The organism is Gordonia sp. AC31, from assembly GCF_031844505.1.
In the GTDB taxonomy this organism is placed as follows: Bacteria; Actinomycetota; Actinomycetes; order Mycobacteriales; family Mycobacteriaceae; genus Gordonia; species Gordonia hongkongensis.
The window spans coordinates 23,438-30,742 of sequence record NZ_JAUZVK010000032.1 but is presented as its reverse complement, the minus strand read 5'-3'; the positions used below and the strand labels follow the sequence as shown (position 1 = coordinate 30,742).

9 protein-coding genes and 1 tRNA gene are annotated in these 7,305 nt (G+C 63.4%); 8 read left to right on the top strand and 2 right to left on the bottom strand.

Annotated features, from left to right (window positions below):
- The coding region (locus Q9R39_RS22630) for a hypothetical protein (protein WP_311278298.1) at positions 1-224 on the bottom strand (224 nt) is incomplete at its 3' end.
- Positions 225-606: 382 nt separating this feature from the next.
- Here Q9R39_RS22630 and Q9R39_RS22625 point away from each other — a divergent pair.
- From Q9R39_RS22625 to Q9R39_RS22610, 5 genes are read left to right on the top strand one after another with little or no spacing between them, the layout of a single operon-like run.
- Positions 607-2,265: an AAA family ATPase gene (locus tag Q9R39_RS22625; RefSeq protein WP_311278297.1), complete on the top strand. Its 1,659-nt coding sequence runs from the start codon at positions 607-609 to the stop codon at positions 2,263-2,265.
- Positions 2,265-2,726, top strand: a complete 462-nt coding sequence (locus tag Q9R39_RS22620) for a hypothetical protein (RefSeq protein WP_311278296.1) — start codon at positions 2,265-2,267, stop codon at positions 2,724-2,726. The genes Q9R39_RS22625 and Q9R39_RS22620 overlap by 1 nt, the downstream gene beginning before the upstream one ends.
- Positions 2,723-2,941, top strand: a complete 219-nt coding sequence (locus Q9R39_RS22615; RefSeq protein WP_311278295.1) for a DUF2997 domain-containing protein — start codon at positions 2,723-2,725, stop codon at positions 2,939-2,941. The genes Q9R39_RS22620 and Q9R39_RS22615 overlap by 4 nt, the downstream gene beginning before the upstream one ends.
- Positions 2,925-3,788, top strand: coding sequence for a ComEA family DNA-binding protein (locus Q9R39_RS24800; protein WP_396275732.1), 864 nt, complete (start codon positions 2,925-2,927; stop codon positions 3,786-3,788). The genes Q9R39_RS22615 and Q9R39_RS24800 overlap by 17 nt, the downstream gene beginning before the upstream one ends.
- Position 3,789: 1 nt before the next feature.
- Entirely contained in the window at positions 3,790-4,446 is a 657-nt protein-coding gene (locus Q9R39_RS22610) for a 4Fe-4S single cluster domain-containing protein (RefSeq protein ID WP_311278294.1), read from the top strand.
- A 574-nt stretch (positions 4,447-5,020) separates the two neighbouring features.
- Here the strand turns inward: Q9R39_RS22610 and Q9R39_RS22605 are convergent.
- Positions 5,021-5,102: transfer RNA gene (locus Q9R39_RS22605), tRNA-Leu, on the bottom strand.
- A gap of 96 nt (positions 5,103-5,198) precedes the next feature.
- On the opposite strand from Q9R39_RS22605, the gene Q9R39_RS22600 reads away from it, so the two are divergent.
- Genes Q9R39_RS22600 through Q9R39_RS22590 form a run of 3 tightly spaced genes read left to right on the top strand, consistent with a single transcriptional unit; the run spans position 5,199 to position 7,193 of the window.
- A complete protein-coding gene (locus Q9R39_RS22600; protein ID WP_058250000.1) occupies positions 5,199-5,636 on the top strand; it encodes a hypothetical protein in 438 nt (145 codons plus the stop codon).
- Positions 5,633-6,037, top strand: a complete 405-nt coding sequence (locus tag Q9R39_RS22595; protein WP_311278293.1) for a DUF3817 domain-containing protein — start codon at positions 5,633-5,635, stop codon at positions 6,035-6,037. The genes Q9R39_RS22600 and Q9R39_RS22595 overlap by 4 nt, the downstream gene beginning before the upstream one ends.
- Positions 6,038-6,086: 49 nt before the next feature.
- Positions 6,087-7,193 (top strand): glycosyltransferase, encoded by a 1,107-nt coding sequence (locus Q9R39_RS22590; protein WP_078113568.1) that lies wholly within the window; start codon positions 6,087-6,089, stop codon positions 7,191-7,193.
- Positions 7,194-7,305 lie beyond the last annotated feature (112 nt).

Genomic DNA, 7,305 nt, shown 5'->3' with positions numbered 1-7,305 from the left:
TCCCACGGCACCCAATCGGGCTGCAGGTCTGTCGGCAACGCTTCCACGAGTGCGTCTTGGACGAAGCCACGTAACGTCGCCTCCTTGCGAAGCCTCTTGTCACGGTTGCGCTCCGCGTTTGAATCGGACAGCAACATTCGCGCTTGCAGCGCTCGTAGGGTCAGAACCTGGCCCGGCGTTAACCGGAGTTCCTCGACCACCCTGCCTGCGGTCACCTCGGTCATAGCAGTCCTTCACCAGTCGTCATCAGTCGGTCGCACAGTACAGATCAAGGCTGACAGACGGGCTCGATTCCACTTCCGCAAACACCGAGCCTTGCACTCGGCGGTATTGGGCGAGAGCCAAGCGAACGAGCAGTCAACTTTGAGACAGGATCATTCGGCTGGCTAACACTGTTAGCGTGGCTGAGCTACGCCAGGGCCGACGACGACTGGTCTCACAGTCCAATAGCCTGGCTTGACCTCCGGGGGTCCGGGACTCGTCAGTACCCGCGGCCCGCGCATTAGGAAGCCCCGCGGTACGAAGGTAGGAATCTACCGGTTCGAGGCCCTAAGCTGAGTCGACCAAAGTCTGACGCCCTGCACACCCTTCCGTCGAGGATCTTCATTGACCGCGTTCCGGGACAGTCTCGCACTGATGCTGCGAGCCCGATTTCCTATCCTGTACATCGAATCGTTCGAGGAACAACGGGTACTTGCCGAAATCAGGTCCGTGGCCACATCGGGAGATGTTGTGCGTACCCCACGTCCTGTCTTCACTTGGAGTGCAACTGCCGGAGTGATCGGACCGGAAGCCACCGGCGCTGGGAGTACCAGCGAGGCCGTCGCCGCATTGCAGTGGTTTCGTCGCCATGAGCAGCCAGCCCTGTTGGTCATGTGCGACCTCCACGCGTATCTCGGCGATGACCGCCGCCCCGCTGACCCGACGCTGATCCGCACACTGCGAGAACTGTCGACCGAACTGCAGAGCGGAACCGTCGCGCGAACCCTGGTCATCGTTTCGCCGGTACTCCGCATTCCGGATGAGATCGAGAAGGACGTCACCCTGCTCGACTTTCCGTTGCCCGACGAGAATGAAATTCGAGAAGTCCTCGACGATATGATCGAAGCCAACAGGTCCTCCGGACGCATTCGAATCGAGGTTGACGAGGTCGGCCGCGAACGCCTAGCCAAGGCGGCGCTGGGGCTCACTCTTAATGAAGCTACCAACGCCTTCGCGCGGGCGATGGTCAACGACGGGGTGCTCGATGCCGACGACGTGCATTCAATCATGGAAGAGAAGCGCCAGATCGTCCGGAAAGCCGGTCTGCTGGAGTTCGTCCGAGTCGATCTCAACCTCAATGATGTCGGCGGGCTCCAGAATCTGAAGCGATGGTTAGACAAACGCAACGGCTCATGGCTAGCCGAGGCGGCTGAGTACGGTATCCCCGCGCCGAAGGGGGTACTGATGACGGGCGTGCCCGGTTGCGGAAAGTCGATGACCGCGAAAGCAATCGCAGCAGCCTGGGAGCTTCCGCTGCTGCGAATGGACATCGGCAAAGTGTTCGCTGGGCTTGTCGGATCATCGGAACAGAACATGCGCACCGCGATTCGAACGGCCGAAGCGACTGCGCCGTGCATCCTGTGGCTTGATGAGATCGAGAAGGGCTTTTCCGGCGTAGGCGGGGGCGGAGACTCTGGCACCTCTACCCGCGTCTTCGGAGCGTTCCTTACCTGGATGCAAGAAAAGACAGCGCCGGTGTTCGTGATCGCTACCGCCAATAAGGTCGACAGTCTTCCTCCCGAGTTTCTTCGGAAGGGTCGTTTCGATGAGATCTTCTTCGTCGATCTGCCGACTGCGCACGAACGCCGGGACATCTGGCAACTACACCTAGAGAAACGGCTGTCGCGCAGCAAAGCCGGAAACCTGTCGGTGACTGAGAACCTCGTCGATCAGCTGGCGGAACTCACGGAGGGGTACACCGGAGCGGAGATCGAGCAGGCTGTCATCGCAGCTCTCTTTGACGCATACGCAGAACGTCGCACCCTCACGTACGGCGACCTACGTCGCGCAATCGCCACAATGGTGCCGCTCTCTGTAACCCAAGCAGAGCAAATCAGCGCCGTCCGTTCTTGGGCAACCCATCGCGCCGTTGCAGCCACCTCCACCGAGGACCGCACCGGGTACACGATGCCCGTCACCAAGGAGACTCAACCCGAGGCTCACCCAGCGCCCTCCCCCGCCGGTGACGCCACCACTCGTGGCGGAAGGATGGTCGACTTCTAGTGAGCATTTCCATCGTCCTGGTACCGGTCGCCATCGCCGCGGTGAGTGCCTGGCGCGCGAGTCGTCCGGAACGTGATCCTGTTACGGGCCGAACGGTCATAGGGGTCCAGACCCGCATGCGCGACACCGGTCTCCTCACGCTCGCGCTGTCTGATATGCAAGCCCAGGTACACCAGCATCAAGACGGCTCCCTGATTGCTCAGTGGCAAAACACGCAGGCTCATTTTCACCAGGATCCTGACGGTGTCTGGCAAGTCGACTTCACCGGTGCAATCGACACAGATTCAGCAACATCGATCGTCACCGCAATCGACGCCGCTTACGGTCGACAGGTCCAGCAAGCTGTCCTGGCGCGACTGCGCGAACGGGCACCGCTAGCAGGCATGAATGTGGCGTCCGAAAGCACCGACGACACAGGCACGATCACGCTAGTCCTCGATATACACGAGGCTCACGCGTGACGCACTCGAATCGCCAGCAGATCGTCGTCCGGATCGCGCCAGACGGCACCGTCGAAGCCGAGACCGTCGGGATCGTTGGACCAAAATGCCTGGACAGCGTCACCTTGCTTGAGGACCTGCTAGATGCCCGCAGCATCGCGAGCGAGTTCACTAAAGACTACTACCGCACCAACGTTCACACTGACATAGAGGATTCTGATGAGCTACACCACTGATCCCATCTCGCCACGGCTCGCTAGGCGTGGGTGGCGTCTGGCACAGAGCTGGTGGCTTTTGATCCCCATCTTCGGTTTCGGCATGTTCTCCTTCATCGGCTTTCTCTACTGCGCGATTCGTATTCGCGACCGAAAGTGGGCCCTGCTGGCAGGGATTGCCACAACTGCAGCGATTGCGTGCTACATCGTGGCGATCGCTACGACCAATGAGAACGGTGAGAGCACTTCAGGCTGGGCTGGAGGACTGTTTGTCCTCGTCTGGTTTGGATCCATTGGTCTCGCAGTCGCTTTCAACCGAGACTATCTGCGGAAGCTCGCCCAGAAACGGGAGGCAAGCGAGGCTCGCTTCCACCAGCCGAATAACGGTGCAGCACCTGGACGTCCGCCCGTAGCCGCACAGTGGCCGCCAGCGCCGCCGGCCTTCGCCCCAGATGCCAATAACCCGCCCCCGGTGACAGGTCCACACAGCGCTATCCGAGGGTTAGCTGATACCGAGCGCTACTACGCACCGCGACCGCCAGCAGCCCCTGCCCCACACACGCCAGACCCTCGTCAACAACGGAGGGACCCACTTCCTGCCGCGCCAGCACCTGCCGCTGCTGCCCCGATTGACATCAACGCCGCAGCGGCCAGCGACATAGCCGAGTCCACCGGGCTCGACCGAGCATTGTGCGAAGAAATCGTCGCCGGACGCAGCCGTGTCGGAGGGTTTGCCAGCCTCGACGACATCGGGACGGCCACCGGACTGCAGCCCCACCACCTCGCGCGCCTGCGTAACGTGAGCTACGGACCCCGCACAACCAGCCCCAAGTCGCCCCGCACCGGTGGGCGAGTGCTCGATTTCTGAGATGTTGCGAATCGGCGCGGTCATCGACTCCACTATCGCCGAGGGCCCTGGCCGGCGGTTCGCAGTCTGGGCACAAGGCTGCACCATCCGCTGTCCAGGTTGTTTCAATCCACATTTGTGGGGAGACCGCGGCGGTACCGCTGTAGGCCCGGCGGAGTTGGCCGCTCGTGCGATCGCTTCGCAGAACCTCGGCGTTGAGGGCGTGACCTTACTCGGCGGCGAGCCCTTCGAACAAGCGACTGATTTCGCGACGTTCGCCGCAGAAGTTGCAGCGCAAGGACTTTCAGTGATGGTCTTCAGCGGATATGAACGCGACCACTTAGATTCACCGCAAGCTCCCGTTGGCAGTAGGGAGTTACTCTCCCACACCGACCTTCTAATTTCTGGACCGTTCGTCGCCGACCATCCCGACCACGACCGACCCTGGGTCGGATCAACGAACCAGGAGTTTCACTTCCTGACGGATCGATACCGGCACATGGCAGATGAACTTGGCGTACAACCGGATAGAATCGAGGTTCGGGTGGCCGCTACAGGAGAAGTCTCCATCAACGGGTGGGCTACCACCGATCAGCTTGAATTGCTGTTGCTAAATGAAGACGCGGGATCATCGCCGGCTCCTAGCTTTCGCCGAGGCACGGGTCGACGACTGCCGTAGGTCAGGTCCCGTATATGTCGCACCGCGTCGGGTGTCGATGTTGAAAGCAGATAACTTGTTGCGGCGTACGGGACTTGCCGATGTCGATATGCTGCGCCATTGCGAAGCCACACTTTGCTGGCGAAGGTGTCGATCGACCCGCTGCCGTCGGCTCCCGAAGGAAATAGTACGGACTGACCAGCTGAATACGAGCTTGTGACGTATCGCTGATGTCCACCGCGTAAACGCCGGAACTACCGCCAAAAGAGGCGGTTTCGGTCGGCGAAAACGGTAGCGCGCCCGGAGGGAACTCTCACAATCACGCTCGGTCATAAGCAATCGCTGCGATTGGAGGTGGCTCGAGCCCTCCGACCAGACGACTGGTGATCCCATATTTCGGAACGCTCGCGACACGCTGACCGGCGGACCACATTCCTCGGCGACATCTCGGTACGAACCACCCGAGTCGAGGCACTTCCTATACCGGCACCCGGGCACCGACAGACCCAGTCCATCGCTGGCGTTTCTGCGGCGTCGGGATGCGGCCCCGCTACCTTGCTGCCGACGTCAAAGATCGGCCCGGAAGGACTTCTTGTGCGCGAGGGGGGACTTGAACCCCCACGTCCTGAGACACTGGAACCTAAATCCAGCGCGTCTGCCAATTCCGCCACTCGCGCGTGGGCGCGACCCGCCGAGGTGGACGTCGCGCAATGTAACGGCCACCACCCTACCGGCCGCGTTCTGATCATCGCAGGCCAGGTACCGTCGTAGCCATGTCCCCCACCCGTCGCCGCACCCATCGGCCCGCGCTCACGGTGCTCGCCGTATCCGCCGCGGTGGTGTGCCTGGTGCTCGCGTGGTGGCAGTGGTCACGGTACGAGTCCGCGTCCGGTTCCGGACTCAATCTCGGCTACGCCCTGCAGTGGCCGGCGTTCGCCGCGGCCGTGATCTATGCGTATCGACGTTTCGTCATCCTGGAGAGCGATCCCGAGGAAGCCCGCAAGGTCGCGGCGAAGAACTCCGTCGCCGAGATCCCGGAGGGCATCCTGCCCGAGCGACCCACCACCCCCAGCGCGTCGTCGTTGGCATCGCCGGACCCCGCCAACGATGTCGCCCTGGTCGAATACAACCGCTATCTCGCCGAGCTCCGCGACGCGGACGCTCACACCACCGACGCTCGACCCACCCCCTCATCGAAAGGCCCGCAGTGACCGAGACCGACCCCACCGCCCCAGCCCTCGCCGCCCCGGTGGAGAAGGTCCGCGGCGCGCTGTTGCGGTATCGCGTCCTCGCCTGGATCACCGGCGTGTGGTTGCTGCTGCTCGTCCTCGAAATCGTCCTCAAGATCCTCACCGGGGAGATCTTCGGAATTGATCTGGGTTTCCAGGTCATCGCGGCAGACCACCCGGCGGTGACCGCCACAAAGCTCGTACCGGTGATCCATGGTTGGGTGTATTTCGTCTACCTGATCCTGGTCATCGACCTCGCGATGAAGGTCCGATGGACCGCGGGCAAGACAATCAGCACCGCGATCGCGGGCACCATCCCCTTCCTGTCCTTCTGGTTCGAGCACAAGCGCACCAAGGAAGTGAAGGCGCAGTTCAACCTCTGATCTCCTCGTGCTGGACGGCCGTTCACCCGGGTCCGGCTGACTGGACCCCGTGCGGATCGTCCAGCTAGCGAACTTCTACGGCGGCCGCTCCGGCGGTCTTCGTACCGCCGTGGACCGCTGGGGCGCCGGCTATGTCGGGGCTGGTCACGACGTCGTCCTGATCGTCCCCGGCGCTGATCCCGGTGAGGAGACGCTCGCTTCGGGCGTCACCCGGATCACCGTTGCCGCGCCGCGGATTCCCGCCTCGGGCGGCTACCGCCTGGCGTCGGCCCGACGCGTCGCCGACGTCCTCACCCATCTCCGTCCCGACGCCCTCGAGGTGTCCGACCGCCTCACCCTGCGGGGTTTCGGCCGGTGGGCCCGCGCGCGAGACGTCCACTCGACGATGGTGTCCCATGAACGCCTCGACCGACTGCTCGGCCAGGTCATGCCCGGCCGCACGGCACGTGCACTGGCCGACCGCGCGAACGCGGCCACCGCCCGTGACTACGACACCGTCGTGTGCACCACCGACTTCGCCGCCGCGGAGTTCGATCGCGTGAGGGCGACCAACGTCGTCCGCGCCCCGCTCGGCGTCGACCTCGATGTCTTCGACCCCCGGCACCTCGACCCGAACCTGGGCGCACGGTGGTCCGACGGCACCGGAGCGCTCATCGCACACTGCGGACGCCTCTCGGTGGAGAAGCGCGCCGACCGCAGCATCGCCGCGCTCGGCAGACTTCATCGGTCGGGAACGCCGGCGCACCTGGTGATCGCGGGCGACGGACCGATGCGAGCCCCGCTGCAGCATCTGGCCCGCGGGTTACCCGTGACCTTCCTGGGCCATCTCTCCGAGCGGAGTCAGGTCGCCGCGCTCCTCGCCAGCGCCGACATCTCCCTTTCCCCCGGTCCGCACGAGACCTTCTGCCTCTCCGCGCTGGAATCACTGGCCGCCGGCACACCGGTCATCGGGTCGCAGTCGTCGGCAGTCGCGACCCTGGTCGACGACACATGCGGCGCAGCTGCCGAGGACTCTGGCCCGGGCTTCGCGAGCGCGATCCGGCAAGTTCTAAGCATCCCCCGCGTCGACCGCGAACGGGCGGCGCGTCATCGAGCGACCCAGTACCCCTGGCCCGACTCGGTCGCGCGGATGTTGGGAGTCCACGCGGGCTGCTGAGCGCCCCTCTGCTTCGCCCCGTGCACAGGCGATGCATTTCGACGCCCGGTCGACGGGATCGAGCGCACAATCAACGGGCCATTGAAACTGTACCGTCTGGACGGTATAGTTA

Bases quoted from the DNA above. Each gene is read 5' to 3' on its own strand.
- Q9R39_RS24800 (WP_396275732.1), top strand. From the start codon at position 2,925: ATGAGCTACACCACTGATCCCATCTCGCCACGGCTCGCTAGGCGTGGG.
- Q9R39_RS22610 (WP_311278294.1), top strand. From the start codon at position 3,790: ATGTTGCGAATCGGCGCGGTCATCGACTCCACTATCGCCGAGGGCCCT.
- Q9R39_RS22600 (WP_058250000.1), top strand. From the start codon at position 5,199: ATGTCCCCCACCCGTCGCCGCACCCATCGGCCCGCGCTCACGGTGCTC.